The 24,520-nt window shown below is 74.3% G+C and carries 28 protein-coding genes and 2 pseudogenes; 20 read left to right on the top strand and 10 right to left on the bottom strand.

What is annotated here, in order from left to right; translation table 11 throughout:
• The first annotated feature begins 22 nt into the window (after window positions 1–22).
• Window positions 23–565: a PadR family transcriptional regulator gene (locus tag AB0F62_RS03430; RefSeq protein ID WP_361791658.1), complete on the top strand. Its 543-nt coding sequence runs from the start codon at window positions 23–25 to the stop codon at window positions 563–565.
• Window positions 566–578: 13 nt separating this feature from the next.
• Here AB0F62_RS03430 and kstD read toward each other — a convergent pair whose 3' ends face one another.
• Both kstD and AB0F62_RS03420 read right to left on the bottom strand, forming a co-directional pair.
• The gene (gene kstD / locus AB0F62_RS03425; protein ID WP_361792019.1) at window positions 579–2,282 is read right to left on the bottom strand and encodes a 3-oxosteroid 1-dehydrogenase; all 1,704 of its coding nucleotides are present in this window, start codon (window positions 2,280–2,282) and stop codon (window positions 579–581) included.
• Window positions 2,283–2,465: 183 nt separating this feature from the next.
• A complete protein-coding gene (locus AB0F62_RS03420) occupies window positions 2,466–3,557 on the bottom strand; it encodes a PP2C family protein-serine/threonine phosphatase (RefSeq protein ID WP_361791656.1) in 1,092 nt (363 codons plus the stop codon).
• Between the two features lie 153 nt (window positions 3,558–3,710).
• On the opposite strand from AB0F62_RS03420, the gene rpmG reads away from it, so the two are divergent.
• Window positions 3,711–3,875 (top strand): 50S ribosomal protein L33, encoded by a 165-nt coding sequence (gene rpmG, locus AB0F62_RS03415; RefSeq protein WP_319664230.1) that lies wholly within the window; start codon window positions 3,711–3,713, stop codon window positions 3,873–3,875.
• Between the two features lie 58 nt (window positions 3,876–3,933).
• Entirely contained in the window at window positions 3,934–4,191 is a 258-nt protein-coding gene (locus AB0F62_RS03410) for a type B 50S ribosomal protein L31 (protein ID WP_361791654.1), read from the top strand.
• Between the two features lie 65 nt (window positions 4,192–4,256).
• Here the strand turns inward: AB0F62_RS03410 and dhaM are convergent, their stop codons facing one another.
• From dhaM to AB0F62_RS03390, 4 genes are all read right to left on the bottom strand, one after another.
• A complete protein-coding gene (gene dhaM / locus AB0F62_RS03405) occupies window positions 4,257–4,655 on the bottom strand; it encodes a dihydroxyacetone kinase phosphoryl donor subunit DhaM (RefSeq protein WP_361791652.1) in 399 nt (132 codons plus the stop codon).
• The gene (dhaL, locus tag AB0F62_RS03400; RefSeq protein ID WP_361791650.1) at window positions 4,652–5,323 is read right to left on the bottom strand and encodes a dihydroxyacetone kinase subunit DhaL; all 672 of its coding nucleotides are present in this window, start codon (window positions 5,321–5,323) and stop codon (window positions 4,652–4,654) included. Before dhaL ends, dhaM begins: the two co-directional genes overlap by 4 nt.
• A 22-nt stretch (window positions 5,324–5,345) precedes the next feature.
• Complete coding sequence (dhaK, locus tag AB0F62_RS03395) at window positions 5,346–6,338, bottom strand: dihydroxyacetone kinase subunit DhaK (protein ID WP_361791648.1); 993 nt, start codon at window positions 6,336–6,338, stop codon at window positions 5,346–5,348.
• Window positions 6,339–6,762: 424 nt separating this feature from the next.
• Window positions 6,763–7,473, bottom strand: coding sequence for a GntR family transcriptional regulator (locus AB0F62_RS03390; RefSeq protein WP_361791646.1), 711 nt, complete (start codon window positions 7,471–7,473; stop codon window positions 6,763–6,765).
• A 232-nt stretch (window positions 7,474–7,705) separates the two neighbouring features.
• On the opposite strand from AB0F62_RS03390, the gene AB0F62_RS03385 reads away from it, so the two are divergent.
• From AB0F62_RS03385 to AB0F62_RS03330, 12 genes and pseudogenes are all read left to right on the top strand, one after another.
• Window positions 7,706–8,470, top strand: coding sequence for a 5-oxoprolinase subunit PxpA (locus AB0F62_RS03385; protein ID WP_361791644.1), 765 nt, complete (start codon window positions 7,706–7,708; stop codon window positions 8,468–8,470).
• The gene (locus tag AB0F62_RS03380) at window positions 8,467–9,096 is read left to right on the top strand and encodes an allophanate hydrolase subunit 1 (RefSeq protein ID WP_361791642.1); all 630 of its coding nucleotides are present in this window, start codon (window positions 8,467–8,469) and stop codon (window positions 9,094–9,096) included. Before AB0F62_RS03385 ends, AB0F62_RS03380 begins: the two co-directional genes overlap by 4 nt.
• The gene (locus AB0F62_RS03375) at window positions 9,093–9,956 is read left to right on the top strand and encodes a biotin-dependent carboxyltransferase family protein (RefSeq protein ID WP_361791640.1); all 864 of its coding nucleotides are present in this window, start codon (window positions 9,093–9,095) and stop codon (window positions 9,954–9,956) included. Before AB0F62_RS03380 ends, AB0F62_RS03375 begins: the two co-directional genes overlap by 4 nt.
• 89 nt (window positions 9,957–10,045) lie before the next feature.
• Window positions 10,046–11,236: an acyl-CoA dehydrogenase family protein gene (locus tag AB0F62_RS03370; protein ID WP_361791638.1), complete on the top strand. Its 1,191-nt coding sequence runs from the start codon at window positions 10,046–10,048 to the stop codon at window positions 11,234–11,236.
• 207 nt (window positions 11,237–11,443) lie between these two features.
• Entirely contained in the window at window positions 11,444–11,857 is a 414-nt protein-coding gene (locus tag AB0F62_RS03365; protein WP_361791636.1) for a hypothetical protein, read from the top strand.
• A 90-nt stretch (window positions 11,858–11,947) separates the two neighbouring features.
• A pseudogene (locus AB0F62_RS03360) lies at window positions 11,948–12,223 on the top strand (N-acetylmuramoyl-L-alanine amidase); the annotation flags it as partial.
• A 364-nt stretch (window positions 12,224–12,587) separates the two neighbouring features.
• Entirely contained in the window at window positions 12,588–13,061 is a 474-nt protein-coding gene (locus AB0F62_RS03355) for a CrcB family protein (protein WP_361791635.1), read from the top strand.
• Complete coding sequence (locus AB0F62_RS03350) at window positions 13,058–13,405, top strand: DUF190 domain-containing protein (protein WP_361791633.1); 348 nt, start codon at window positions 13,058–13,060, stop codon at window positions 13,403–13,405. Before AB0F62_RS03355 ends, AB0F62_RS03350 begins: the two co-directional genes overlap by 4 nt.
• The gene (gene crcB / locus AB0F62_RS03345) at window positions 13,402–13,776 is read left to right on the top strand and encodes a fluoride efflux transporter CrcB (protein WP_361791631.1); all 375 of its coding nucleotides are present in this window, start codon (window positions 13,402–13,404) and stop codon (window positions 13,774–13,776) included. Before AB0F62_RS03350 ends, crcB begins: the two co-directional genes overlap by 4 nt.
• A gap of 225 nt (window positions 13,777–14,001) precedes the next feature.
• The gene (locus tag AB0F62_RS03340; protein WP_361791629.1) at window positions 14,002–14,457 is read left to right on the top strand and encodes a hypothetical protein; all 456 of its coding nucleotides are present in this window, start codon (window positions 14,002–14,004) and stop codon (window positions 14,455–14,457) included.
• Window positions 14,458–14,597: 140 nt separating this feature from the next.
• Window positions 14,598–15,464: an oxygenase MpaB family protein gene (locus tag AB0F62_RS03335; RefSeq protein WP_361791627.1), complete on the top strand. Its 867-nt coding sequence runs from the start codon at window positions 14,598–14,600 to the stop codon at window positions 15,462–15,464.
• Window positions 15,465–15,540: 76 nt separating this feature from the next.
• Window positions 15,541–17,562: a tetratricopeptide repeat protein gene (locus AB0F62_RS03330; protein WP_361791625.1), complete on the top strand. Its 2,022-nt coding sequence runs from the start codon at window positions 15,541–15,543 to the stop codon at window positions 17,560–17,562.
• 6 nt (window positions 17,563–17,568) lie between these two features.
• On the opposite strand, the pseudogene AB0F62_RS03325 reads toward AB0F62_RS03330, so the two are convergent.
• Window positions 17,569–17,667, bottom strand: a pseudogene (locus AB0F62_RS03325) (LysR family transcriptional regulator); the annotation flags it as partial.
• A gap of 48 nt (window positions 17,668–17,715) precedes the next feature.
• On the opposite strand from AB0F62_RS03325, the gene AB0F62_RS03320 reads away from it, so the two are divergent.
• The 5 genes from AB0F62_RS03320 (at window position 17,716) to AB0F62_RS03300 (ending at window position 22,769) form a co-directional block, all read left to right on the top strand.
• Window positions 17,716–18,342 (top strand): hypothetical protein, encoded by a 627-nt coding sequence (locus AB0F62_RS03320; RefSeq protein WP_361791623.1) that lies wholly within the window; start codon window positions 17,716–17,718, stop codon window positions 18,340–18,342.
• A gap of 54 nt (window positions 18,343–18,396) precedes the next feature.
• A complete protein-coding gene (locus AB0F62_RS03315; protein WP_361791621.1) occupies window positions 18,397–19,500 on the top strand; it encodes a nitronate monooxygenase family protein in 1,104 nt (367 codons plus the stop codon).
• A gap of 13 nt (window positions 19,501–19,513) precedes the next feature.
• Window positions 19,514–21,082, top strand: coding sequence for an acyl-CoA synthetase (locus tag AB0F62_RS03310; protein WP_361791619.1), 1,569 nt, complete (start codon window positions 19,514–19,516; stop codon window positions 21,080–21,082).
• A gap of 82 nt (window positions 21,083–21,164) precedes the next feature.
• A complete protein-coding gene (locus AB0F62_RS03305) occupies window positions 21,165–21,986 on the top strand; it encodes a universal stress protein (protein ID WP_361791617.1) in 822 nt (273 codons plus the stop codon).
• A gap of 81 nt (window positions 21,987–22,067) precedes the next feature.
• The gene (locus AB0F62_RS03300; protein WP_361791615.1) at window positions 22,068–22,769 is read left to right on the top strand and encodes an alpha/beta fold hydrolase; all 702 of its coding nucleotides are present in this window, start codon (window positions 22,068–22,070) and stop codon (window positions 22,767–22,769) included.
• On the opposite strand, the gene AB0F62_RS03295 is transcribed toward AB0F62_RS03300, so the two are convergent.
• The 3 genes from AB0F62_RS03295 to cpt form a co-directional block, all read right to left on the bottom strand.
• Window positions 22,735–23,160: a rhodanese-like domain-containing protein gene (locus AB0F62_RS03295; protein ID WP_361791613.1), complete on the bottom strand. Its 426-nt coding sequence runs from the start codon at window positions 23,158–23,160 to the stop codon at window positions 22,735–22,737. The two genes, AB0F62_RS03300 and AB0F62_RS03295, sit on opposite strands and share 35 nt — an antisense overlap.
• Window positions 23,157–23,744 (bottom strand): cysteine dioxygenase family protein, encoded by a 588-nt coding sequence (locus tag AB0F62_RS03290; protein WP_361791611.1) that lies wholly within the window; start codon window positions 23,742–23,744, stop codon window positions 23,157–23,159. The genes AB0F62_RS03295 and AB0F62_RS03290 overlap by 4 nt, the downstream gene beginning before the upstream one ends.
• Window positions 23,745–23,960: 216 nt before the next feature.
• Window positions 23,961–24,503 carry a chloramphenicol phosphotransferase CPT gene (gene cpt / locus AB0F62_RS03285; protein ID WP_361791609.1) on the bottom strand — a complete coding sequence of 181 codons (543 nt, stop codon included), beginning with the start codon at window positions 24,501–24,503 and terminating at the stop codon, window positions 23,961–23,963.
• Window positions 24,504–24,520 lie beyond the last annotated feature (17 nt).

Here is a 24,520-nt window from a genome sequence, read left to right as displayed (position 1 = left end):
GGCCGCTCCGTAGGATGCGGGCATGTCGCTGCCGCACGCCATCCTCACCGCCCTGCTGGAGAAGCCGTCCTCGGGCCTGGAGCTGGCGCGGCGCTTCGACCGCTCGATCCGCTACTTCTGGTCGGCGACGCACCAGCAGATCTACCGCGAGCTCGGGCGGCTGGAGGAGGCGGGACTGATCCGCGCCCTGCCCGCGGCGCAGCCCGCCCGCGGGCAGCGCAAGGAGTACGAGGTGCTGCCCGCGGGCCGCGCCGAGCTGACCGGCTGGGTGGCGGCCGCGGAGGACCCCAAGCCCATCCGCGACCCGCTGTTGCTGCGGCTGCGTGCCGCGGCGGTGGTCGGGACGGACGGCCTCGCCGCGGAACTGCGCCGCCATCTGGAGTTGCACGAGCGGCAGTTGGCGGAATATGCCGAGATCGAGCGGCGAGACTTCCCGCCGGGGCGCGGGGCCGACGAGGACCGCCTGCGGCATGTGGTGCTGCGCGCGGGCATCGAGCTGGAGACTTTCTGGTCGCAGTGGCTCGGCGAGGCGATCGCCGAGGTCGAGGCGGTGGAGCGGTCCTGAACGGCCGCCGGGTTCAGTGGTCGGCGATGTCGTTGGCCGCTATGTAGCCGAAGGTCATCGCGGGTCCGATGGTCGAGCCGGCCCCCGCGTAGCTGTGGCCCATGACGGCCGCGCTGGCGTTGCCCGCGGCGTACAGGCCCGCGATGACCGTCCCGTCGGGGCGCAGCACCCGGGCCCGGGCGTCGGTGCGCATGCCGCCCTTGGTGCCGAGGTCCCCGGGGACGATCTTGAAGGCGTGGAAGGGCGGCAGCCAGAGCGGAGCCAGGCAGGAGTTCGGCAGCACGGCGGGGTCGGTGTAGTAGTGGTCGTACGCGCTGTCGCCGCGGTGGAAGTCGGGGTCGCGGCCGGTGAGCGCCTGGCCGTTGAAGCGGCCGACCGTCGCGCGCAGGGCCGCCGGCGGTACCCCGATCTCCCCGGCGAGCGCGCTCAGGGTCCAGGCCTTGCGGACGGCGCCGGAGCCGTACCAGTCGTCGGGGAAGGGCAGCGCCGGGGCGATGTCCCCGAAGAGGTAGCGGTTGCGGTAGTTCTGGTCGGTGATCAGCCATGCGGGGATGGTGGGGTCGGCGGCGTTCCGGTCGTACATCACGTGGACGACGTCGCTGTACGGCGCGGCCTCGTTCACGAAGCGCTCGCCGGCCTGGTCGACGATCAGCCCGCCGGGCAGGGTCCGCTCGGCGAGGCAGAAGTACGGCCGGCCGGGCAGCGGGATCGCCGGGCCCCACCACGCGTCCTCCATCAGGTCCAGGTCCGCCCCGGCGCGCTCCCCGGCGCGGATGCCGTCGCCGGTGTTCTCCTTCGCGCCGACCGTCCAGGCGGTGCCGATGGGCTGTCGCTGGTACTGCGCGCGCATGGCCGCGTTGTGCTCGAAGCCGCCGGATCCGATCACGACGCCGCGCCGGGCCCGGATCAGGCCGGGGTCGCCGCCGGCCGCGACGACCACCCCGGTGACGGCCCCGTTCTCGACCTCCAGGTCCACCAGCGGGGTGTTCAGCCGTACGGGCACCCCCGCCCGCAGCAGACCGGCGCGCAGCCCGCCGGCCAGCGCCTGGCCCATGGTGAGGGGCTTCTGCCCCTTGAGAGCGGCCTCGGTGCCGCGGGCGAGGCAGGCGGCGGAGACGGCCAGGCCCTTGGCGCTGACGGCGGCCAGGTTGAGCCACTTGTAGTCCGAGCTGAAGACGACCAGCCCGTCGGGGACCGGCAGGTACGGGGGGTTGAGGCGGGCGAGCTCCGGACCGAGCACATTCCCGTCGAGCTGGTCGGGCTCGATGGAGCGGCCGTTCGGCAGCCCGCCGGGCAGCTCCGGATAGTAGTCGCTGTACCCCTCCATCCAGCGGAAACGCAGCGGGCTGTGGGCCATGACGAAGGCGATCATGGCCGGACCGTGGGTCAGGAAGGCCCGTTGCCGATCCGCCGGCACCTCGCCGCCGACCACCGCCGCGAGGTACGCGGCGGCCTTCTGCGGGGTGTCCGGCACCCCGGCGGCCAGGAGCACCGGATTGCAGGGGATCCAGATCCCGGCCCCCGAGCGCGCCGCGGAGCCGCCGAACGTGCCGGCCTTCTCCACCACGACGCAGCTCAGCCCGCGTGCCGCGGCCGTCAGTGCCGCCGTCATCCCGGCGGCTCCCGATCCCACCACCACGACGTCGTACTCGCCCACCACCGGCACGTCCGCGGCCCGCGCCGGTGCCGCCGCCGTCAGCCCGGCGGCGAACAGCAGCCCGGCGCCGGTGCCGGCGGCCGCGCCGCGCAGCACCCGGCGGCGGGAGGGCCGCTCCGTACGTTCGTCGGCGACGGGGGCCGGGGCGGCGGGCAGGGACACGGCGGACCTCCGGTGCTGGAATCTGACATTGCGTCAGAAATGTGGGGCCGGGGGCCGGGGAAGTCAAGACACGCGCGGACGTCACCGTGTGCGGCGCAGGGCCAGCAGCGCCGCGTCGTCGTCGAGTCCGCCGCCGGTCCAGGAGCGGAGGTCGGCCAGCACCCGGTCGAGCAGGGCGTCCGGGTCCTGCTCGGGCATCTCCCGCACGCGCTCCGTGAGCGGGTAGAAGCGGCGCCGCCGGTCGCGGGCCTCGACGACCCCGTCGGTGAAGAGCAGTAGCAGGTCGTCGCGGTGGAAGGGGACGGTCTGCGGGCGGTAGCGGCCCGCGGTCAGCCCGAGCAGTCCCAGCGGCGGCCCCGGGGCCTCGGACGCCACCTCGGTCACGGTGCCGTCGTGCCACAGCAGCGGGGCGGGGTGGCCGCAGTCGACGAGGACGGCGGCGTCGTCGGTCTCCGGCACCGTGAGCAGCAGGGCGGTGACGAAGTCCTCGGCGCCGCCGCGCCGGGCGAGTACGCCGTCGAGCCGGGCGGCCACCGCGTCCAGGCCCGGTTCGGTGCGCGCCGCGTCCCGGAAGGCGCCGAGGACGTCGGCGGCGGTCTCCACGGCGGCCAGCCCCTTGCCGCGCACGTCGCCCAGGAGTACCCGCACCCCATAGTCGGTCGGCACCACCTCGTACAGGTCCCCGCCGATCCTGGCCTCCGCCTCGGCCGCCACGTACCGCACCGCCACGCGCAGCCGGCCGACCCGGGGAGGCGGCGGGCGCAGCAGGGCGCTCTGCGCCGCCTCGGCGACCCCGCGCACCCGGGCCAGTTCCCGTTCCCGCCCCGTGATCAGGACGACGGCGCCGGTGCTGGTGAAGGTCACCGCGAGCACGGTGATCGCGGACGCCACGTGGACCAGGGCCGGGACCCCGTGGTTCGCCGCCGCGAGGGCGAAGACCAGGCCGATCGCGAGCGCCCCGGCCGCCAGGGGCCCGCGGGCGCGGCGGGAGTGCGCACCGGCGAGCACCGGAAGGGCCGCCAGCACGGGGGCCAGGGTGGTCTGCGGACCGCTGGTCAGGTCGAGGATCACGCACCCGGCGATCAGCAGGTAGGCCATGGCCAGGAAGCAGAGCGCCCCGCGGGACAGGGCGAGCGGGGCCGCCGCGGTGTGCCGGTGCGGGCCTCGGGCCATCGGTGCCGGCCCTCCTGTCGCCGTGCGGGACGCCCCCTGTCTCCATCTTCGCCGCACCGGGCGGCGAACGGCGGGAATGGACGGCCCGGCCCCCGTGTTGAGGGGTACGTCCGAAGGAAATGAAAACCATTACGGAAGCAGAGAGGGCCCCGCATGGCACGCAGTGAGCAGCGCCCGGTGATCAGGCTCCGGTCGACCGCCGGTACCGGGACGACCTACGTCACCCGCAAGAACCGGCGCAACGACCCGGACCGCATGGTCCTCAGCAAGTACGACCCGGCCGTCGGCCGTCACGTGCCGTTCCGCGAGGAGCGCTGACCGCGACCCGGACCCCCGTCCCCCGTCCACCCGTCCCTTCCGCGACTTGGAGCACACCGTGCAGCACACGATCCACCCCGCCTACCGCCCGGTCGTCTTCCGCGACCGCGCCGCGGACCACGCCTTCCTCACCCGCTCCACGATGACCAGCGAGAAGACCGTGGTCTGGGAGGACGGCAGCACCTATCCGGTGGTCGACGTGGAGATCTCCTCCGCGAGCCACCCCTACTACACCGGCAACGCCCGTGTCCTGGACACCGCCGGACGCGTCGAGCGCTTCGAGCGCCGGTACGGGACCGGCGCCCACCGGCGCTGACACCCGATGGCGCCCGATGACGCCTGCCGGCGGCAGCCGACCGCCGCCGGCGGCCGCGGTGCCGCTCAGGTCTTGCGGAACGTGTACGCGTCCTGAGCCGCCGCGGCCACCGCGTCCAGATCGGCGCCCGCCGACGCCGTGACCACCGCCGCCACGGCGCCCTCGACGAAGGGCGCGTCGACCAGCCGGGTGCCCGGCGGCAGTTCGTCCTCGTCGGACAGCAGCGCCTTCACCGTCAGCACCGCGCTGCCCAGGTCGGCGAGGACGGCGACACCCTCACCCCGGTCCACCGAACGCGCGGCGGCGGCGATCTTCTCGGCGTCCGTGCCGAGCCCGCCGTCGGGCGTCCCGCCCGCCGCGGCCACCGGCACCTCGGCCCCGCCGCCGCTCAGACCGGTCGCCAGGCGGGCCACCGACTCCGCGACGGCGGCGCTGTGCGAGACCAGCACCACCCCGACCGTCATGCGCCACCGCCCCGTGCCGTGTCGGCCAGCGCGCCCACCAGGAGCGAGGAGGACGTCGCCCCGGGGTCCTGGTGGCCGATGCTGCGCTCCCCGAGATAGCTCGCCCGTCCCTTGCGGGCCTGCATCGGCACCGTGGCCAACGCCCCCTCGTCGGCGGCGATGGCGGCGGCCGACAGCGCCTCGGTGAGCCCCGCGCCCTTGTCCAGGGCGAAGGACAGGGCCTCCACGGCCGGCACCAGCGCGTCCAGCATGGTCTTGTCGCCCTGCGCCGCGCCGCCCAGTTGCGCGACCCCGTCCACCCCCTCCCGCAGTGCCTGCGCGAACTGCTCGGGAGCGACCTGCGCCGCGTCGCCAAGGGCCTTGCCCGCCTTGCGCAGCAGCGTCCCGTACAGCGGCCCCGAGGCCCCGCCGACCGTACTGATCAGCTGCCGCCCGACCAGCACCAGCACGCCGCCCGGTGTGTCCGGCGGCTCCTTCTCCACCGCGGTGCGCGCCGCGACGAAGCCGCGCCGCATGTTCGCGCCGTGGTCGGCGTCCCCGATGGGGGAGTCCAGCTCCGTCAGCCGGTCCGCCTCACGCTCGATCACCGAGGCCGCGGCGGTGAGCCAGCGGCGGAGGAAGGCCGTGTCGATCACCTGGCCCGCTCCGGTGGACGATGCGTCGCTCATCTCTCCCGCTCCTTCTGCTCGCTCAGGCGCCCCAGCGCAGGCCCGGCGTACTCACCGGCGCGTCCCACAGCCGCAGCAGCTCCTCGTCCACCTGACACAGCGACACCGACGCGCCCGCCATGTCCAGCGACGTCACGTAGTTGCCGACCAGTGTGCGGGCGACGGTCACGCCGCGCGCCGCCAGCACGCGGTGCACGTCGGCGTTGAACCCGTACAGCTCCAGCAGCGGGGTTCCGCCCATGCCGTTCACCAGCAGCAGCACCGGCCCGTCCGGCCGGAAGTCGTCGAGGAGCGCGTCGACCGCCACCTCCGCGATCTCGCCCGCGGTCATCATCGCCCGGCGCTCCCGGCCCGGCTCGCCGTGGATGCCGATGCCCAGCTCCAGCTCGCCGGCCGGCAGGTCGAAGGTCGGGGCGCCCTTGGCGGGGGTGCTGACCGCGGTCAGCGCCACGCCGAAGCTCCGCGAGACCTCGTTGACCCGCCGTGCGACCGCCTCGACGCGCTCCAGCGGCGCGCCCTCCTCCGCCAGCGCGCCCGCGATCTTCTCCACGAAGAGCGTGGCGCCGGTACCGCGCCGCCCCGCCGTGTAGAGGCTGTCGGTCACCGCGACGTCGTCGTTGACCAGGACCTTGGCGACCACGATGCCCTCGTCCTCGGCCAGCTCGGCGGCCATGTCGAAGTTCAGCACGTCGCCCGTGTAGTTCTTCACGATGAACAGCACACCGGCGCCGCTGTCCACGGCGGCCGCGGCGCGCACCATCTGGTCGGGGACGGGGGAGGTGAACACCTCTCCGGGGCACGCTCCGTCGAGCATCCCGCGCCCCACGAACCCGCCGTGCAGGGGCTCGTGCCCGGACCCGCCGCCGGAGATCAGCCCGACCTTCCCGGCGACCGGGGTGTCCCGGCGCACGATCACGCGGTTCTCCACGTCCACCGCGAGTTCCGGGTGCGCGGCCGCGAATCCCCGCAGCGCGTCGGCCACCACGGTCTCCGGGACATTGATCAGCATCTTCATCGAACGGCTCCGTCCAAAGGCTGGGTCTGGCGGTGCTGCGCTGTGACATCAGCCTACGGATCCGCCGCGCCGCGGGCAGTCCCGATGACGCATGAGTCTCGGCTGCGCCGTGCACGGGTCGCCGGGCCCGCCGGAGCGGGCGGCCGCGCGGCTCTTTGCAGTGACTCGCCCGGGCGGGGATGGATTGTTGAACAATCCGGGGACGCGCGGCTTCGCCGTGCACCACCCGTTGCCGCCTGCCCGCGGGGCCTAGGTCGTGTCGTCAAATGCCCGCCTGCCCAGCGACGCCCGGCACGGCACCTCGCTGCGTTGTCGAATCGTCCGAGTAGCCCACTACGAGGACGACTCTCCGCCTTGCGATGCACCGCACCAGACGCCGCTGGGCCCGCCCTTCGGGCGGCCGGCGCTCATTTGACGACACGGCCTAGCGGGGACCGTCCCCGCCCGCGACGGTCTCCGAGTACCGCCGGACGAGCTGCTTCTCGGCGTCGTCGAGGTAGGACGCCAGCAGCAGTTCGGCCTTCACCAGGTCGGCAGCCTCGAGGGCGGAGAGGATCCGCCGGTTGCCGCCCAGGTAGGGCTCGTGGAACTCCCGCGGATCGTCCATCACGTGGAAGGCCAGGCGCAGTTCCGCGAGGACGCCCGTCATGAGCTCGCTGAGCCGCGTGCTGCGGGCGAGGTCGGCCACCGCCTGGTGGAAGTGGATGTCGGCCGTGCCCAGCTCGCGCCACTGCGCTCCGGCGGCGGCCCGCTCGCCCGCGGCGACGGCGTCCCCGGCCCCGGCCAGGTCGTACGGCGGCGCCCCGAGGTGCCGGACGACCGAGCACTCGATCAGGCGCCGTACCCGGTAGATGTCGACGACGTCCTGGACGGCCAGGACCCGGACGAAGACCCCGCGGTTGAGCTCGTGCACCAGCAGCTTCTCGTGCGTCAGCAGCCGGAACGCCTCGCGGAGGGTGTTGCGGGACACGCCCAGCGCCCCGGAGATCACGTCCTCGGAGAGCTTGCTCCCCGGGGGCAGGTACCCCTCGGAGATCCGGGTGCGCAGGATGTCGGCGACGCGGTCGGCGGTGCTGGCGCGTCCGAGCAGCGCGCGGTCTCCCGCGAGAACGGCCGGATCGACGCCGGCTGCCATGGTCCCCACCTCATTCGCTCCGCTCCGGGGGCGGCCCCGGGCTCGCCGCCCGGGGCCAGTCAACCGAAAAGCGGGGAACAAGACAACACAACTCTTGTTGGATTGTTCAACGATAATCTACGGTGGGGACGCAGCTCTTCCGACGCCGGTCCAGGCCAGGCCGACGCGCCCGACACCGTCCTTCGCGTCGCCCGACCGGACGCGATCCCGCCAAGGAGCCGGAGCCATACCCATGACCGACCTCGTGATCGATCTCAACGCGGACCTGGGGGAGGGCTACGGACGGTGGGTCCTCACCGATGACGAGGCCCTGCTCTCCGTGGTGACCAGCGCCAACGTCGCCTGCGGCTTCCACGCGGGCGACCCCGGCATCATGCGCCGGGTGTGCGACACCGCGGCCGAGCGCGGGGTCCGCATCGGCGCCCAGGTCTCCTACCGGGACCTGGCCGGGTTCGGCCGGCGGGCGATGGACGTGCCCGCCGACGAGCTGGCCGACGAGATCACCTACCAGATCGGCGCGCTGGAGGTTTTCGCCCGCGCCGCCGGGGCCCAGGTGGCGTACGTGAAACCGCACGGCGCCCTCTACAACAAGGTCGTCGTCGACGAGGAGCAGGCGGCCGCCGTCGCCGCGGGCACCCGGCTGGCGGATCCGGCGCTGCCGGTGCTCTGCCTCCCCGGCTCGGCCATGGAACGCGCGGCCCGGCGGGCGGGACTCGGCGTGGTGGGGGAGGCCTTCGCCGACCGGGCCTACACCGCCGCGGGGACCCTCGTGCCGCGCGGCACGTCGGGCGCGCTCATCGACGATCCCCACGAGGTCACCCGGCAGGCGGTCGCCCTCGCCCGCGACGGTGCCACCACCGCCCTGACCGGCGAGCGGGTGAGCGTGCGGGCCCGGTCGCTGTGCCTGCACGGCGACTCCCCGGGCGCGGTGGCCACGGCCCTGCGGGTGCGGGCCGCGCTCGAGGACGCGGGCGTGCGGCTGGAGGCGTTCGCGTGAGGATCCTCGCGGTCGGGGAGGACTCCCTCCTCATCGATCTGGCGACCGCCGAGGAGGCCCAGGCCTGGCACGCCGAACTCCTGCGCCGGCGCGGTGACGGCGTCCTCGGGCCGGTGCGCGAGATCGTTCCCGGCGAGCGGACCGTGCTGCTGTACGGCGTGCCCGACACCGGCGCACTCCGCGCCGCGCTGCGCGGCTGGTCCGTGACGGCCCGGGCGGCGCAGAGCGGCCCGCTGGTGGAGATCCCCGTGCGCTACGACGGGCCCGACCTGGCGGTGGTCGCCCAGCGGTGGGGGGTGGGCCGGGAGGAGGTGGCCCGGGTGCACAGCGGTGCCGAACACCGCGTCGCCTTCTGCGGGTTCGCCCCGGGGTTCGCGTACATGACCGGCCTCGGCGGGCGGTACGCCGTACCGCGCCGGGCGGAGCCGCGCACCGCCGTCCCGGCCGGTGCCGTGGCCGTCGCCGGTCACTACACGGGCATCTACCCGAGGAGTTCGCCGGGCGGCTGGCAGTTGATCGGCACCACGTCCGTCCGTCTGTGGGACCTGGAACGCGAACCGGCGGCGCTGCTCGCGCCCGGCACGCGGGTGCGGTTCGTCCCCGAGCAGGCGGGGGCCCGCGGATGAGCGAGGGCGGGCTGGAGGTGATCAGGGCCGGTGCGCTGACCACCGTCCAGGACCTCGGCCGGTACGGTCACGCGGCCCTCGGCGTCGCCCGTTCCGGGGCCCTCGACCAGCCGGCCCACCGGCTGGCCAACCGCCTGGTGGGCAATCCCGAGGACGCCGCGACCCTGGAGACCACGCTGACCGGGGTGACCGTGCGGTTCACCCGTCCCGCTGTCGCCGCGGTCACCGGCGCCCCGGCACCGGTGCTGCTGGACGGCCGCCCCGCCCCCTGGGGCAGCCCCGTGCGGCTCGCCGCCGGAGCGGTGCTCGCGGTGGGGCCCGCCACGCGGGGCGTGCGCAGCTACCTCGCGGTCGGCGGCGGCGTCGCCGTGCCGGCGGTGCTCGGCAGCCGGTCCACCGACCTGCTGTCCGGACTGGGGCCCCCGCCCCTGAAGGACGGTGACGTCCTGCCACTGGGCCCGGAGCCCGGTCTCCCCGTCCACGCCGATCTGGCACCGCACGCCGGGCCGCCCCGGGAACTGGTGCTGCCGCTGCGGCTCGGGCCCCGGGACGACTGGTTCACGGCCGCCGCCGTGCGAACCCTCGCGGCGGGCCGCTTCTCCGTGTCGGAGCGGAGCAACCGCATCGCGCTGCGTACGGCCGGGCCCGCGCTGGAGCGTGCCGTCGAGGGGGAACTGCCGAGCGAGGGCATGGTCGTGGGCGCGGTGCAAGTGCCGCCCGACGGCAGGCCGGTGGTCTTCCTCGCCGATTCACCCACCACCGGCGGCTATCCGGTCATCGGCGTCGTCCGCCGGAGCGGGCTGGCCGCGGCCGCGCAGGCCGTCCCCGGCCTCCCGGTCCGCTTCGTGCCGCACCGCTGAGACCGGTCACGGCCCTTCCGGATTTCTGGAACGCGTTCTACTCTTGCGCCGTCGTCGCTCAGGGACGCGACCGGACCTCTGGAGGGGCCGTGCACCTGGACCACACGCCGGAGCAGCAGCGGCTGCGCGCCGAACTCAGGTCGTACTTCGCCGGACTGGTGCCCGACAACGCCTACGCCCGCCACTTCGACCGGGCCGCCGCCAAGCGCTTCTACCGCGAGACCATCCGCAGGCTGGGCGCCGACGGCTGGCTGGGCGTCGGCTGGCCCGAGGAGTACGGCGGCCGCGGCATGACCCCCATGGAGCAGTTCATCTTCTTCGACGAGGCCGCCCAGGCCGGGGTCCCGCTGCCGCTGATGGCGCTCAACACCGTCGGCCCGACGATCATGCAGTTCGGCACCGAGGAGCAGAAGGCGTACTTCCTGCCGCGCATCCTCTCCGGCGAGATCGACTTCGCCATCGGCTACTCCGAGCCGGACGCCGGCACCGATCTGGCCGCGCTGCGCACCCGCGCGGTGCGGGACGGCGACGGGGCCACCGGCCACTACACGGTCAACGGCCAGAAGATCTGGACCACCAACGGCGACACCGCCGACTGGGTCTGGCTCGCGGTGCGCACCGACCCCGACGCCCCGCCCCACAAGGGCATCTCCATCCTCCTGGTGCCGACCACCGCGCCCGGTTACTCCTGCACGATCATCAACACCCTCGCCTCCCACGACACCACCGCGAGCTACTACGAGGACATCCGGGTCCCCGTCGACCGCCGCGTCGGCGAGGAGAACCAGGGGTGGCGGCTGATCACCACCCAGCTCAACCACGAACGCGTCACCCTCGCCGCCCACGGCACGATGGCGATCCGCGCCTTCCACGACGTGCGCCGCTGGGCCGCCGACACCAAACTGGCCGACGGCCGCCGGGTCATCGACCTCGCCTGGGTCCGCGGCCGCCTCGCCCGCGCCCACGTCCGCCTGGACGCCATGAAACTGCTCAACTGGCAGATGGTCGACGCCCTTCAGCGCGGCGCGCTCACCCCGCACGACGCCTCCGCCGTCAAGGTCTACGGTTCCGAGGCCCGCCGCGACGCGTACGCCTGGCTGATGGAGATCACCGCGGCGATCGGCCCCATGAAGGAGGGCTCCGCGGGCGCCGTCCTCCACGGCGAACTGGAGCGCGGCTACCGCAGCGCCGTCATCTTCACCTTCGGCGGCGGCAACAACGAGATCCAGCGCGAGATCATCTCCTGGATCGGACTGGGGATGCCGCGCGTACGGAGGTGACCGGGGTGCGGCGACCGGTGACGGGCCCTCATGAGGCCGCCCGGCGCCGTGGTCCGGGTGGTGACCGGCGCCAGGTGTGGGGGTGGAGTATCTTCCTGGCTCTGAGCGTCCTCGTTCACGCGCGAGCGGCCGGAAGATCTTCGTTCACCCGGACTCTGCGATGTTCGGCGACGCATGCCGGCCGGCGATGGCAACCCCGGAGGTGGCATGACCGATCCGCGATCGATCATCGAGCAGGCGCGCAAAGGCCCTGTACCTGCGGACTGGCATGTTTTCACCAAGAAGCGGGGCAAAGTATCCGGATTCCTGCGTGGGACGACGCACGACCCGGACCCGCTGCTGGTCATCACCCCGGAGGGTTCCGTCGAGTACACGAACGAACGGAAGCCGCTGATCGTCGTCGATTTCAGCGATCTGATGGAAATAGCGCTGCAAGCGTCGGGGCAAAGCTTCTCCGACAGCACCATGGTGAATCTCACCGTATGGGTCGACCTTGTTCATCGCGACGGCAGAAAGGCGAAGTGGCGATCCGCCTCCTTCCCGGGCAACCTGCGGACGATTCAGGGGTTCATCGAGGCGTACGGCGCCCACAAGGCGCTTCGAGGTCGCCATCCAGGCTGAGGGTCGGTTCGGCCGCCGAGCGGTCCGCGGGAACTGCGCCCAGTCGGCCTGCGGTTGGGCGCCGTGCGCGCCGCCGTCGACGGCCACTGCGGCTCCGGCCACCCCGACGCGGCCGAGTACCCGGCGGGTCTGTCGCCCGCCACGCAGGCCCCGCTGAGCATGTACACGATTCCGGCGGGTCAGGCGTACGTGGCCACCGCGGCCCCCGCCCCGACCGACGACTTCTTCGCCTCGAGCGGCAAGGTCGTCTTCGGCGCGAAGAAGATGTACACCGTCCAGTACAACCACCGCACCGCCCTCGTCTACGCCGCCGACGTCACCGCGACGTCCCGTCCGGCGCACGACGGCCCGGGCACCGGTCGATGAGATGACGCCCGTCCGGGGGCGGTCCGCAGACGGCGGACCCGCCCCCGGAGAGCCCGGGACGTGCCCCGGTCCGCGGCGGGATCCCGACGGTCGTATCCCCGGTTCGCGGCACACGGCGGCCGCCGCGGCGGGGGCGCGTCCGCACGCCCCGGCGGCGACGGCCGTCGCGACTCGGCGGGGAGCCCCCGGGTATCCTGTGACCAGCGGTGGTCCCTCCCCGGTGACCGTCGCGCGGCGGTGGGGCCCGCCGTACCCGAACCGCGGTGAGGATGCCGCCAACGGTCCCTACTTGTGAGGATCCGCGCCCGACGCAGGGCGCCGCACGAGTAGGAGACACATGACCTCGCCGGCCTCGCTCCCTCCGATGACCGAGCCCGTGGACCCCGACCCCGTGGACCCCGACCCTCAGGCGCCCGCGCCACCGCTGTCCGCGCGTGTGCGCGACCAGGCGCCCGTGGTGGGCGTGGTCGCGATCGGCGGTGCGCTGGGAGCGTGCGCGCGCTACGGCGCGGGCCTGCTGTGGCCGACCGCGCCGGGTGCCTTCCCCTGGACCACGCTGGGCGTCAACGCGGTCGGCTGCGCCGTGATCGGCCTGTTCATGGTGGCCATCACCGAGATGTGGTCCGTGCACCGGCTCGTGCGCCCGTTCTTCGGCACCGGGGTGCTCGGGGGCTTCACCACCTTCTCCACCTACGCCGTCGACATCCACGGCCTGGTCCAGGGCGGTCACGCCGCGACCGGTCTGGCCTACCTGGCCGCCACGCCGCTCATCGCCCTGGGCGCGGTGTGGGGCGCGGCGCACGCGGCGCGCCGCCTGATCGCACGGAGGCAGACATGACACGGCTGCACGGCACCGCGCTGCGGTTGACGATCCTGATCGGCGACAACGACACCTGGCACCACAAGCCGCTGTGCTCCGAGATCACGCGCCGGGCGCACGAAGCCGGCCTGGCGGGCGCGAGCGTGTTCCACGGAGTCGAGGGCTTCGGGGCCTCCTCGCTGATCCACACCAGCCGGCTGCTCTCCCTGAGCGACAACCTCCCCGTCGCGGTCGTCATCGTCGACCACGAGGAGCGCGTCCGCGCGTTCCTGCCGCAACTGGACGAGCTGGTCACGGAAGGGCTGGTCACCCTCGACGAGGTCGAGGTCATCCGTTACGTGGGACGGGGGGACCACCGGTGAACTGGGCGCTGGTCGTCGCCGGTGCCGTCGTCGGAGCGCCGCTGAGATACCTCACCGACCGCGCGGTGCAGGCCCGGCACGACACCGTGTTCCCCTGGGGCACGTTCGTGGTCAACGTCGTCGGCTGCCTCGTCCTGGGTACCCTGACCGGCGCGGTCGCCTACGGCGCCGCCTCCCACTCGGTCCAGTTGCTCGTCGGCACCGGGCTGTGCGGGGCGCTGACCACCTACTCGACGTTCTCGTACGAGACGCTGCGGCTGGCCGAGACGGGTGCGCGGTTCTTCGCCGCCGCCAATGTGGTGGCCAGTGTCGTCGCCGGCGCCGGCGCGGCGTTCATCGGAGCCGCCCTGGCCGAGGCGATCTGGGCCTGAAAGCGTCCGCGGCGCCGTACCCGGCGCCTCCGGGCCGCACCCCGGGGACCTCCTCGCCGGGGAGGCGCCGCCGGACAGGACGTACCCGGCAACCCACCTAAAATGGGAGAGGTCCACACTCCGGCCCGTCGCCCCGGAGCGGACGCCGGTGTCATCACCGCCGTCGGGCGCCGCGATGCGCGCGCCGAGTGCCGGGCGACGAGGCTCCCACCGCGGGAGGGCACCATGTCCCTGGCTCAGCGTCCCGAGACCGGAATCCGCACAGCGGGGCACACCGAGACCCCACCGGCCGACGTCCGCGACTCGCTGTTCACGGCGCCCCTGCTGCTGATCGGCGGATGGCTGTTCGCGGCGGGCTGGGCGCTCGCGTATCCGGACACGCCCATCGGCAACAACGTGCGCCTCGTCGACCTCGTCTTCTCGATCATCATCCTGCTCAACGCCATCGCGCGCGTGGCGCGGACCCGCGGGCCCGGCAGCGACGTCATCACGATCGTGTCCGGGGCCTGCCTGGTCGCCTCGCCGTTCGTCTTCGGCTACTACGACGACCCGGGAGCCGGTCTCGCGCCGCTCAACCAGATCGTGACGGGCATCGGCCTGATCGTCCTGGGCGCCGTCAGCCTGGCCCTGATCGAGCGGCGGCGGACCCATCCGCCGGGTGAGGCGGCGCCCGCCCGCTGACGCGTTTCCGGAGGGCAGCCGCGCGGGGCAGACCCGGCGGGCGGCGCGGCCCTATGCTCGGCGCTGCGGGCAACACGCCAGGCCGCGGCCCCGGTTCCGGGCGGCGGCCGGCCGTGGTCGCACGGCGACAGGAGGCTGCGATGCGCGACGCCGACCCCGGGCTCTTCGGGCCCTCCTCGGTCACCTGGCAGATGCACGGCGACCCCATGATGTGGGTCGCCGGCGTACGGGCGCTCTACCTGCAGGCGCTGCACCCGCGTGCCGTGCGCGGCGTCACGCAGAACTCGGACTTCCGCCGGGACGCGTGGGGCCGTCTGCTGCGCACCGCGGACTTCGTCGGCACCATCACCTACGGCACCACACTGGAGGCCGAGCGGGCGGGCGCCAAGGTGCGGGGTATCCACCGGCGGCTGTCCGTCACCGACCCGGCCAGCGGCGAGCGCCTGCCCGTCGACGATCCCGAGCTGCTGCTGTGGGTGCACTGCGCGGAGATCGACTCTTATCTGGAGGTCGCCCGGCGCTCCGGCTTCCCCCTCACCGACGCGCAGGCCGACGCCTACGTCGACGAGCAGCGCGAGGCGGCCCGGCTGGTGGGCCTGGACCCGGCGGAGGTACCGGACGACACCGGGTCGCTGGCCGCGTACTTCGAGAAGGTCAGGCCCGTGCTGGCCGCGACCCCCGAGGCACTGGAGGTCTTCGCCTTCCTGCAGGGGCCGCCCGTGCCCAGGGCGCTGCTCCCGCTGCGGTTCGCGCTGTGGAGCCGTGCCACGGCCCTGGCCTACGCGGCGCTGCCGCCCTACGCCCATGAGTTGTACGGACGGCCCGCCCCGGCCGTGCCCGTCACCGGGCGGCGGCTGCGCGGCACCGGCCTGCTGCTGCGGACCGTCCCCTGCTACCTGCGCTGGCAGCTGCCGCCCGGGCACATCCTGAAGGCGGTCGGGCGGCTCGGCCCCGGTACGCACCCGTCCGCCCACCGGTTGCGCGAACAAGCGCGTTCCCGGGGGTAACGCCGGGTCCCCAACCGCGGCTTCCGCGGCCATACTGGGTGCGGGGAGAGGCGGACGACCGGGGGCGGCGTGCACCATGACGGCGGGTCAGTACATCGGGGGAACACTGCTGTGCGAGCGGTACCGGCTGCGGGAGCGGATCGGGCGCGGCGGCATGGGCGAGGTGTGGAAGGCGGTCGACGAGTCGCTGGGCCGTGAGGTCGCGGTGAAGTGCCTCAAACCGACCAGCCCCTCGCTGGATCCGTCCGTCCACCGCGTGCTGCGGGAGCGGTTCCGCAGGGAGGCACGGGTCGCGGCGGCGCTCCAGCACCGCGGGATCACCGTCGTCCACGACTTCGGCGAGAGCGAGGGCGTGCTCTTCCTCGTCATGGAGCTGCTCGAGGGCCGCAACCTGCGTCAGCTGCTCGGCGACAACGAGGGCCGGCCGCTTCCCCTCCCCGACGTCGTCGACATCGCCGCGCAGATCGCGGCGGCCCTCGCGTACACCCACGCGCGCGGGATCGTGCACCGCGACCTGAAGCCGGCGAACGTCATGCGGCTCACCGACGGCGACGTGCGGATCTGCGACTTCGGCATCGCCCGCCTCGGCCACGACATCGGCTTCACCTCCCGGCTGACCGGCACCGGGGTGGCGATGGGCACGCCGCACTACATGTCGCCGGAGCAGATCGGCGGCGAGGACGGGGTCGACCACCGCAGCGACCTCTACTCGCTCGGCTGCGTGCTGTACGAGCTCGCCACCGGCGCCCCGCCCTTCGACCTCGACGACACCTGGGCGGTTCTCGTCGGTCATCGCGACACCCCGCCCCGCCCGCCGAGCGAGCTCCGGCCCGACCTGCCGGGCGAACTCGAGCAGCTCGTCCTCGACCTGCTCGCCAAGAGCCCGGAGGACCGCCCGCAGAACGCCGCGGACGTCGCGGGCCGGCTCAAGACGCTGCGGGACGGGGGCACCCGCCCCGAACCCGGACTGCCGTCGTGGGCGCGGCGTCTGGAACTGCAGTCGAGAGCGCCCAGTGTGCACGGCACCGGGGCGCTGGCGAGCCGGCACACCGCCGCCGTCGGCCTCGGGCGGCTCGGCCGCTGGTCGGAGGCCGAGCGGTCGCATCGCGCCGTGGCCGAGGAGCGCGAACGGCTGCTGGGCGCGGCGCATCCCGACACCCTCGCCAGCCGCTACGAACTGGCCCTCTGCCTCAGCCGCGGCGGCAGGCCCGCCGAGGCGCTGCGTGCGTACGAGGAGGTGGCGGCGGCCAGGGCGACGGCGCTGGGCGCCGACCACCCCGGTACGCTCGCCGCGCGCCAGGAGGCCGCCTATGCCCTGGGGCGCCTCGGCCGCCACGAGGAGGCCCGCCAGGGGTACGCGGCCGTGCTCGCCGCCCGCGAGCGGCGGCAGGGTCCCGAGCACCCCGACACCCTGCACTGCCGCCACAATCTCGCCGTCACGCTCGGGCGGCTCGGCCGTACGCAGGAGGCGTACGCCTTGGCAGCCCAGGTCGCGGACTCCCGCACCCGCGTCCTGGGCCCCGCCCACGCCGACACCCTGACCACCCGCTGCGAGGCCGGCCACCTGCTCGGGCTGCTCGGCCGCTGGCCGGAGGCCCGCGCCACATACGCCCACGTCGCCGCCGTCCGGGCCGGGCTGCTCGGGGCCGACCATCCCGACACCCTCGCCGCCCGCCACGAACTGGGCATCTGCCTGGGCCGGATGGGTCTCGGCGCCGAGGCCCACGAGCTCTACGAGGATCTGGTCGCCCTCCGCACCCGCGTCTCGGGCCCCGCCCATCCCGACACCCTCCGCGCCCGGCACGGCCTCGGCGTCAACCTCGGGCGGCTCGGCCGCTGGCGGGACGCCCTGGCCGAGGCCCGCGACGTCGCGGCGGTGCGCACCCGGGTGCTCGGCGCCGACCACGCGGACACGCTTGTCAGCCGCCGTGAGATCGCCGTCGCCCTGGGGTGGCTGGGCGACTGGCGCGAGGCCCTCGCCCTCCACGGCGCGGTCGCGGAGGCACGCGAGCGCGTCCTCGGCCCGGACCACCCGGACACGGAGGCCAGCCGGGAGGACTGCGCCCGCTGCCGGGAGCACCTGGGCCTGCGCGACTGACCCGGTTCAGGGACGGCCGGTGAGCCGCGCCCGGGCCGCCCTGCGGAACGCCGCCACGAGCCGGTTGCCGTCGCCGGCGCGGGTCGCGAGCACGACGTGGCTGGGTCCGGCGTTTGATCCAGGGCGGGGAGGTCCCGCGGATAGCCTGCGGTCATGACCGGGAACCCGTACGACGCGGCGCGCATCACCCTCCTGGAGTTCGACGCCTCGGTGCGCGCGTGGCCGGGGATGTACTTCCGGTACGGGCAGGGTGACCCGCGGCTGCCGACCGCCGTGCTGTCCGCCGTCGCCGGGCACGTCCTGCATCCGGCGACGGCGGTCGCTCCGGCGCATTCCCTGAGCGCGCTCGTCGAGATCACCGGTGACCTCGCCTTCACGGTGACCTTCGACGAGCCGCACACCTGGGAGGGGCGACAGGGGCCTGCCGCAGGCTACTTCGGGGCCCTGCTCGGTCCCGAGTGGCGCTACCCGGCCGCCGCCGCGGCGCTGAGCACGCGCACGGTGGTGGAGATGTGGTGCGGCGGCCGCGGCTTCCGGCAGGAACTGCGGGGGATCCGGCCCCGCTCGGCGCCGCGGGAGTTCGCCGCGCCCGCGGGGAGCGGGACCCGGTGGGAATTCGTCCTGGACACGGAGTACTTCGCGCCGGGTGCCGCCCTCGCCGCGGAGCCCGGACGGCTCGATCCGTGCGGACCGGAGTGCGCGGAGCCCGCGGGCCCCGGGCACGTTCTCGTACGGGTCCTGCGCGACGGCGGCCGTGAGACGCGGCTGCCTAAAATCTGACGCTGCATCAGAAAATCTCTTCCCCCGGCCGGTCCGCTGGGGCATCCTGCCCCCATGGAGACGGAGCTGAGCAAGAGGCTGGGCATCGAGCACGCCATCTTCGGCTTCACGCCGTTCCCCGCCGTCGCGGCCGCGATCAGCCGGGCCGGGGGCATGGGCGTCCTCGGGGCGGTGCGCTACACCGCGCCCGACGAGCTGGCCCGGAGCCTGGAGTGGCTGGAGGCGCACACGGACGGCCGGCCGTACGGGCTGGACGTCGTCATGCCGGCCAAGAAGGTGGAGGGCGTCACCGAGGCGGACGTCGAGGCGATGATCCCCGAGGGCCACCGCCAGTACGTCCGGGAGGTGCTGGCCAAGCACGGCGTGCCCGAGCTGGAGCCGGGCGATCCCACCGGCTGGCGCATCACGGGCTGGATGGAGCAGGTGGCCCGCTCGCAGCTCGACGTCGCCTTCGACTTCCCGATCGGCCTGCTCGCCAACGCGCTGGGCTCGCCGCCCGCCGACGTCGTACGACGTGCCCACGACCGCGGCGTCCCCGTCGCCGCCCTCGCCGGCAGCGCCCGGCACGCCCGGCACCACCAGGAGGCGGGCATCGACATCGTCGTCGCCCAGGGCTACGAGGCCGGCGGCCACACCGGCGAGATCGCCGGCATGGTGCTCGTGCCCGAGGTCGTCCGTGCCGTCGACCCGCTGCCCGTACTCGCCGCCGGGGGCATCGGCACCGGCGAGCAGGTCGCCGCAGGACTGGCGCTCGGCGCCCAAGGGGTCTGGCTCGGCTCGGTGTGGCTGACCACCACGGAGGCCGAACTCCCCTCCTCCGCCCTGATCCGCAAGCTGCTCGCGGCCGGCTCCGGGGACACCGTCCGCTCGCGCGCCCTGACCGGCAAACCGGCCCGCCAGTTGCGCACCGAGTGGACCGACGCCTGGGACGGCCCCGCCGGGCCGGGGGCGCTGCCGATGCCCCTGCAGGGCCTGCTGGTCGCGGACGCGATCACCCGGATCCAGAAATACGAGGTGGAGCCGCTGCTCGGCACACCGGTCGGCCAGATCGTCGGCCAGATGCGCGAAGTGCGCAGCGTCCAGGCGATCTTCGACGACCTGACCCGCGGCTTCGAACGAGCCGTCGACCGAATGAACCGCATCGCCGGACGCAGCTGAGGAGGCGGCACCCATGACATCGACCACGGCGAGTGCCCCCAACGGATTCTGGGCCCAGGCCGTCGCCGACCCGGAGCGGATCGTGCTCACCGCGCCCGACGGCGACCGGTGGAGCGCCCGGCGGCTGCACGAGGAGTCCAACCGCCTCGTCCACGGCCTGCGCGCCGCCGGCCTGCGGACCGGCGACGCCTTCGCGGTCGTGCTGCCCAACGGCGCCGAGTTCTTCACGGCCTACCTCGCCGCCTTCCAGGCCGGGTTCTACCTCGTCCCGGTCAACCACCACCTGGTGGGGCCCGAGATCGCCTGGATCGTCGCCGACTCCGGCGCCAAGGTGCTCATCGCCCACGAGCGCTTCGCCGGCCAGGCCCGCGCCGCCGCCGACGAGGCGGGACTGCCCGGGACGGGCCGCTACGCCGTCGGCGCCACGGGCATCGAGGGCTTCCGCCCCTACGCGGACCTGTCGGCCGGCAGGCCCGCCACCCCGCCCGCGGAGCGCACCACCGGCTGGGTCATGAACTACACCTCCGGCACCACCGGCCGCCCCCGCGGCATCCGGCGCGCCCTGTCCGGCAGGCCTCCCGAGGAGACGTACCTCGGCGGCTTCCTCGGCATCTTCGGCATCCGCCCCTTCGACGGAAACGTCCACCTCGTCTGCTCGCCGCTCTACCACACGGCCGTGCTGCAGTTCGCGGGCGCCGCCCTCCACATCGGCCACCCGGTCGTCCTGATGGACAAGTGGACGCCCGAGGAGATGCTGCGGCTGATCGACGTCCACCGCTGCACGCACACCCACATGGTGCCGACCCAGTTCCACCGGCTGCTCGCCCTCCCGGAGGAGGTCAGGAGCCGCCACGACGTGTCCTCGATGCGGCACGCCATCCACGGTGCCGCGCCCTGTCCCGAGCACATCAAGAGGGCCATGCTGGAGTGGTGGGGGCCGTGTGTCGAGGAGTACTACGCGGCCAGCGAGGGCGGCGGCACCTTCGCCTCCGCCGCGGAATGGCTGAAGAAGCCCGGCACCGTCGGCAAGGCCTGGCCGATCAGCGAGATCGCCGTCCACGACGACGACGGCCGGCTCCTGCCGCCGGGCGAACTCGGCACCGTCTACATCAAGATGAACACCCCGGGTTTCCGCTACCACAAGGACGAGGCCAAGACCCGGGCCAACCGCATCGGCGACTTCTTCACCGTAGGTGACCTGGGCTATCTCGACGAGGACGGCTACCTTTTCCTCCGCGACCGCAAGATCGACATGATCATCTCCGGTGGCGTCAACATCTATCCCGCCGAGATCGAGGCCGCACTCCTCACCCACCCCGCCGTCGCCGACGCCGCGGCCTTCGGCATCCCGCACGACGACTGGGGTGAGCAGGTCAAGGCGGTCGTCGAGCCCGCTCCCGGCCACGAACCGGGGCCCGGACTGGCCGCCGCGCTCCTGGCCCACTGCGAGGAGCGGCTGGCGGGCTACAAGCGCCCCCGGTCGGTGGACTTCGTCGCCGAGATGCCCCGCGATCCCAACGGCAAGCTCTACAAGCGCCGCCTGCGCGAACCCCACTGGGAGGGCCGCGCGCGATCCGTGTGACGGCGGGGTCGCCCGGCCCCGCCGGGGCGCCGGGCGGGGCGGCGGCGCCTACTGTGGAGGCGAGGCGAGGGAGGCACATCCGATGACCCGACCCGTCACCGTGGGCCTGGACGGCTCGCGTGAGAGCCGCGCCGCCATGCACTGGGCCGCGGGGGAGGCGCTGCGGCGATCGGTGCAGCTGCGGCTGGTGCACGCCGGGGGACACCCGTACGGCGACGCGCTGGTGCGCGACGCCGCACAGGAGCTCGCCGAGCGGCACCCGGACCTGCCCGTGACGACCGACGTGGCCGACGCCCCGCCGGCCGAGCTGCTGGTCGCGGAGGCGGGACGCAGCGAACTGCTGGCACTCGGCTCGCAGGGGCTCAGCGGGGTGCGCGGCTTCCTCCTCGGTTCCGTGGGCCAGATGACGCTGGCCCGCGCCGAGGGACCGGTCGTGGTCGTCCGCACCGGCCAGGAGGAGGCGGCCGGGGACGACCGGCGGCCGGTGGTGCTCGGCTTCAGCCTGCGCAAGGGCGCCGAGGAGGTGATCGCCTTCGCGGTGGAGGACGCGCGGCGTCGCGGGGCGCAGCTGCGGGTCGTCCACGCGTGGTCGTACCCGCCCACCTACGGATACGTCCCCGCGGCCATGGACCCCACGTGCGGCGCGGAGATCTGTGCGGCGGAGCGGCACGCGGTGCAGGCCGCCCTGCTGCCGTGGCGGGAGCAGGCGCCCGGAGTGGAGATCACGGAGGAGGTCGCCGCGGGCAACGCCGCGCAGCCCCTGGTGGACGCGGCGGCCGGGGCATCGCTGCTGGTCGTCGGACGGTGCCGGAACCGGGCCCCCGGTGTCGGCCCGCACCTCGGCCCCGTGGCGCACGCGGTCCTGCACCACGCCGCCTGCCCGGTGGCCGTCGTCCCCCACTGAGCACGCGGACCGCGTCAGCCCTCAGCGGAATGGGCGACGCCCGTACGGGTGACGTCCCCGGCGGCGGGTAGCGTCGCCCGGGTGAGCGAACTCCACACCCTGCGCGCGAACGGAATCCGGCTGGCCTACCGCACGTGGGGTGACGAGGACGCGCCACCGCTGGTCCTGCTCCATGGACGCGGCTCGGACGGCGCCGACTGGGATCCGGTCGCCCCCGCGCTGGCCGAGACGCACCGGGTGTACGCCCCCGACCTGCGCGGCCACGGCGGCAGCGACCGGCCCGGGGAGTACGCGTTCGAGGCCATGCGGGACGACGTCGTGGCGTTCCTGGACACGCTCGGCCTGGACCGGGCGGTCCTGGCGGGGCACTCCATGGGCGCGGTCGTCGCCTACCTGGTCGCCGCGGAGCCGTCGGCGCGGCCGGCCGCCCTCGTCCTGGAGGAACCGGTGCCGCCGGACCCGGAGGTGCCGCCGCGCGTCGTGCCGTCCGGCCCCCAGGGGGACGAGACCTGCGACTGGCGGGTCATCGCGGCGGTCAACCGCTGGCGCAACGACCCCGATCCGGCCTGGTGGGACCTGCTGGCGGGGATCGCCTGCCCCACCCTGGTCCTCGCCGGCGGAGCGGGCAGCCACATCCCCCAGGACGGGATCGCCGCGATCGCGGCCCGGGTGCCGGGGGCGCGGCTGGTCACCGTGGAGGCGGGGCATTTGGTCCACCAGGAGCGCCCCGCGGACTTCCTCGCCGAGCTCAGGAGCTTCCTCCCGGCGCCCCGGCGCCCTTGACCGGCAGTCCGGCCCGCAGCCAGGCCTGGAAGCCGCCCTCCAGGTCGGTGGCCCGGGTCAGGCCGACGTCCAGCAGCGAGGCCGCGGCCAGGCTGGAGGTGTAGCCCTCGGAGCAAGCCACGATCCAGCGCACGTCGGGCCCGGTGGCCTCGGTGATGCGGGCGTCGCTCAGCGGGTCGAGCCGCCACTCCAGAACGTTGCGCTCGATGACCAGGGCGTCCGCGAACTCGCCCTCGCGGGCGCGCTGGGCCGCCGGGCGGATGTCGACCAGCAGCGCCTCGCCCGCCGCGATCTCGGCCGCGGCCTCCTCGGGCCCGATCCGCTCCAGGCGCGCCCGCGCCCGGGCGAGCAGCCGGTCGATCCCGGACCGGACGGTGGTGGGTCGGTTCATCGCAGGGCCTCCGTAGCGGTCGCGGTCGCGGACGCGGTCGCGGACAGGGGTCGGGACCGGGGCAGGGCGCGGGGCACCGCCGACGGCTCCGGTTCGTCGGTCAGCACGGTACGCGTACGCCGCAGGGAACCCGTGTCGTCGACCGCGTAGTACGACATCGCCGTGAGCGGCGGCGAGTAGGCGTGCACGCTCACCGCGGGCGTGGCCGAGGCGTTGACCACGTCGTGGACGTGCCCGAGCGGGAAGGCCGCGCCGCCGCCGGTTCCGAGTGCGCGGGTGGCGATCCCGGCGTCGCCCCGGCCGTCCTGGAGCCAGCGGTGCTCGGTGAGCGTGCCGCCGACGACGGTGAGGGCGCCGAGCGAGCCCGCGTGGTCGTGCAGTTCGGTGGAGGTGTCGCGGGGCCAGGTGATCAGCCAGACGTCGACGTACGGGTCCTGGTGGAGCCGGGTGTACCAGCGTCGGTCGGGCAGGTGGACGGGCAGGTGGACCCCGGCCTCGACGGCGGCGGCGTAGCCGCTGACGAGCGCGCGCAGTTGGGGGAGGACGAGCGGGGTGGGGCCGCTCGCCCGGTCGTGCAGGGCCATGGGATGGGCTCCAGAGCGGAAACACGACGTGCCCCGGCTGGGCGGGGGCAGGCCATGGGGATGGTCGGGACGGCGGAGGTCAGCCCCGGCGACAGCTCTGGTCGAAGTGGTGCGCGCGACGACCCGGCCACAGGGGGCCGAGGTTCCAGATGTTCGTGCGCATGTGGCCATGAAAGCACAGGACCGGCGGTCCCGTCGCGGTCACCGTCGCGCACGTCACATGGGTGACACATGAGCGGCGATGAGCCGCGCGCACTCCATCGACTCGGTGTGTGTCGTGTCCACTTCGAGGTCGTACCCGACTCCCCGGTGCACCGACTCGGCCTGCGCCGCCGCCATGCCCACCGCCCGGTCGCCCCGTGCGGTCTCCCGGCCCGCCGCCACCCCGGGATCGCAGCGGACGCCGACCCACAGCACCTCCAGGCCGTCCAGCGCCCGGCGCCAGCGGTCCTGCGAGGCGGGGCCGCCGAGGAACACCTCGTCGACGATCACCCGCGCCCCGGCCCGTGCCACGGCGGCGACGCCCAGCGCCCACGCCTCGTCCAGGGCGCGGAAGGCGTCGCCGACCGACACGCTGCCGTCTGCTCTGACATCGATGCCGGAGCCGGAGCCCCTGAGCCCGGCGGGCATCGCCTCGACGAGGGTGTCGGTGCCGAACGTCAGCCACGCGTCCGGCAGGAGGACCGCCTGCAGGCAGCGGGCGATGCCCGACTTGCCGGAGCTGGAGCCGCCGTTGAGCACGATCACCCGGTGAGCCATCGGGCCAGGCTAGGCGG

The sequence above is a fragment of the Streptomyces sp. NPDC026673 genome (genome assembly GCF_040638135.1).
In the GTDB taxonomy this organism is placed as follows: Bacteria; Actinomycetota; Actinomycetes; order Streptomycetales; family Streptomycetaceae; genus Actinacidiphila.
This window is presented reverse-complemented; position numbering and strand designations above follow the sequence as displayed.

Excerpts from the sequence above, each read along its gene's own strand:
- AB0F62_RS03430 (WP_361791658.1), top strand. The coding sequence starts at position 23 with ATGTCGCTGCCGCACGCCATCCTCACCGCCCTGCTGGAGAAGCCGTCC.
- AB0F62_RS03420 (WP_361791656.1), bottom strand. The coding sequence starts at position 3,557 with ATGGCCCGAGGCCCGCACCGGCACACCGCGGCGGCCCCGCTCGCCCTG.
- rpmG (WP_319664230.1), top strand. The coding sequence starts at position 3,711 with ATGGCACGCAGTGAGCAGCGCCCGGTGATCAGGCTCCGGTCGACCGCC.
- dhaM (WP_361791652.1), bottom strand. The coding sequence starts at position 4,655 with ATGACGGTCGGGGTGGTGCTGGTCTCGCACAGCGCCGCCGTCGCGGAG.
- dhaL (WP_361791650.1), bottom strand. The coding sequence starts at position 5,323 with ATGAGCGACGCATCGTCCACCGGAGCGGGCCAGGTGATCGACACGGCC.
- dhaK (WP_361791648.1), bottom strand. The coding sequence starts at position 6,338 with ATGAAGATGCTGATCAATGTCCCGGAGACCGTGGTGGCCGACGCGCTG.
- AB0F62_RS03390 (WP_361791646.1), bottom strand. The coding sequence starts at position 7,473 with ATGGCAGCCGGCGTCGATCCGGCCGTTCTCGCGGGAGACCGCGCGCTG.
- AB0F62_RS03385 (WP_361791644.1), top strand. The coding sequence starts at position 7,706 with ATGACCGACCTCGTGATCGATCTCAACGCGGACCTGGGGGAGGGCTAC.
- AB0F62_RS03375 (WP_361791640.1), top strand. The coding sequence starts at position 9,093 with ATGAGCGAGGGCGGGCTGGAGGTGATCAGGGCCGGTGCGCTGACCACC.
- AB0F62_RS03365 (WP_361791636.1), top strand. The coding sequence starts at position 11,444 with ATGACCGATCCGCGATCGATCATCGAGCAGGCGCGCAAAGGCCCTGTA.
- AB0F62_RS03355 (WP_361791635.1), top strand. The coding sequence starts at position 12,588 with ATGACCGAGCCCGTGGACCCCGACCCCGTGGACCCCGACCCTCAGGCG.
- AB0F62_RS03350 (WP_361791633.1), top strand. The coding sequence starts at position 13,058 with ATGACACGGCTGCACGGCACCGCGCTGCGGTTGACGATCCTGATCGGC.
- AB0F62_RS03340 (WP_361791629.1), top strand. The coding sequence starts at position 14,002 with ATGTCCCTGGCTCAGCGTCCCGAGACCGGAATCCGCACAGCGGGGCAC.
- AB0F62_RS03335 (WP_361791627.1), top strand. The coding sequence starts at position 14,598 with ATGCGCGACGCCGACCCCGGGCTCTTCGGGCCCTCCTCGGTCACCTGG.
- AB0F62_RS03330 (WP_361791625.1), top strand. The coding sequence starts at position 15,541 with ATGACGGCGGGTCAGTACATCGGGGGAACACTGCTGTGCGAGCGGTAC.
- AB0F62_RS03320 (WP_361791623.1), top strand. The coding sequence starts at position 17,716 with ATGACCGGGAACCCGTACGACGCGGCGCGCATCACCCTCCTGGAGTTC.
- AB0F62_RS03315 (WP_361791621.1), top strand. The coding sequence starts at position 18,397 with ATGGAGACGGAGCTGAGCAAGAGGCTGGGCATCGAGCACGCCATCTTC.
- AB0F62_RS03310 (WP_361791619.1), top strand. The coding sequence starts at position 19,514 with ATGACATCGACCACGGCGAGTGCCCCCAACGGATTCTGGGCCCAGGCC.
- AB0F62_RS03305 (WP_361791617.1), top strand. The coding sequence starts at position 21,165 with ATGACCCGACCCGTCACCGTGGGCCTGGACGGCTCGCGTGAGAGCCGC.
- AB0F62_RS03295 (WP_361791613.1), bottom strand. The coding sequence starts at position 23,160 with ATGAACCGACCCACCACCGTCCGGTCCGGGATCGACCGGCTGCTCGCC.
- AB0F62_RS03290 (WP_361791611.1), bottom strand. The coding sequence starts at position 23,744 with ATGGCCCTGCACGACCGGGCGAGCGGCCCCACCCCGCTCGTCCTCCCC.
- cpt (WP_361791609.1), bottom strand. The coding sequence starts at position 24,503 with ATGGCTCACCGGGTGATCGTGCTCAACGGCGGCTCCAGCTCCGGCAAG.